Source organism: Neobacillus niacini NBRC 15566, assembly GCF_001591505.1.
GTDB classification, from domain to species: Bacteria; Bacillota; Bacilli; order Bacillales; family Cytobacillaceae; genus Neobacillus; species Neobacillus niacini.
Genome location: NZ_BCVA01000108.1, coordinates 1 through 605 on the forward strand (window position 1 = coordinate 1; position 605 = coordinate 605).

The following is a 605-nucleotide window of genomic DNA, read 5'->3' on the forward strand; positions in this document are numbered from 1 at the left end:
TTAATGTAAGTTATTTAGTAAAAACATTGGTCCGGTAGTTCAGTTGGTTAGAATGCCTGCCTGTCACGCAGGAGGTCGCGGGTTCGAGTCCCGTCCGGACCGCCATTTTTATATCAGTAGGTAACTCTACTGTTGATATAGATATAGATATAGATTGTATGGCTCAGTAGCTCAGTCGGTAGAGCAAAGGACTGAAAATCCTTGTGTCGGCGGTTCGATTCCGTCCTGAGCCATCGCTTTTTTTTTATATGGAGGGGTAGCGAAGTGGCTAAACGCGGCGGACTGTAAATCCGCTCCCTCAGGGTTCGGCGGTTCGAATCCGTCCCCCTCCACCAAAGATTTTTGCGAAGCAAATAACCAAGTTATTTTCGTTAGAAAGTCACCAAAATTTTTTTGCGAAGGTAAAAATAACATCATGGCGGTTGTGGCGAAGTGGTTAACGCACCTGATTGTGGTTCAGGCATTCGTGGGTTCGATTCCCATCAGCCGCCCCATTTATTTTAGAATTAGGAAAGCTCTTTAATAGTTAGGCAGCATAGCCAAGTGGTAAGGCAGAGGTCTGCAAAACCTTTATCCCCGGTTCAAATCCGGGTGTTGCCTCCAAA

General features: G+C 46.0%; 5 tRNA genes. All 5 read left to right on the top strand.

Annotation, left to right across the window (positions count from 1 at the left end):
* The first annotated feature begins 28 nt into the window (after positions 1 to 28).
* The 5 genes from BANA01_RS28860 to BANA01_RS28880 all read left to right on the top strand — a co-directional run bounded on the left by BANA01_RS28860 (position 29) and on the right by BANA01_RS28880 (position 603).
* A tRNA-Asp gene (locus BANA01_RS28860) sits at positions 29 to 105 on the top strand.
* A gap of 55 nt (positions 106 to 160) precedes the next feature.
* Positions 161 to 233 (top strand) — tRNA-Phe (locus BANA01_RS28865).
* 17 nt (positions 234 to 250) lie between these two features.
* Positions 251 to 335 (top strand) — tRNA-Tyr (locus tag BANA01_RS28870).
* A gap of 83 nt (positions 336 to 418) precedes the next feature.
* Positions 419 to 494 (top strand) — tRNA-His (locus BANA01_RS28875).
* Positions 495 to 529: 35 nt separating this feature from the next.
* Positions 530 to 603: transfer RNA gene (locus BANA01_RS28880), tRNA-Cys, on the top strand.
* Positions 604 to 605: the final 2 nt, after the last annotated feature.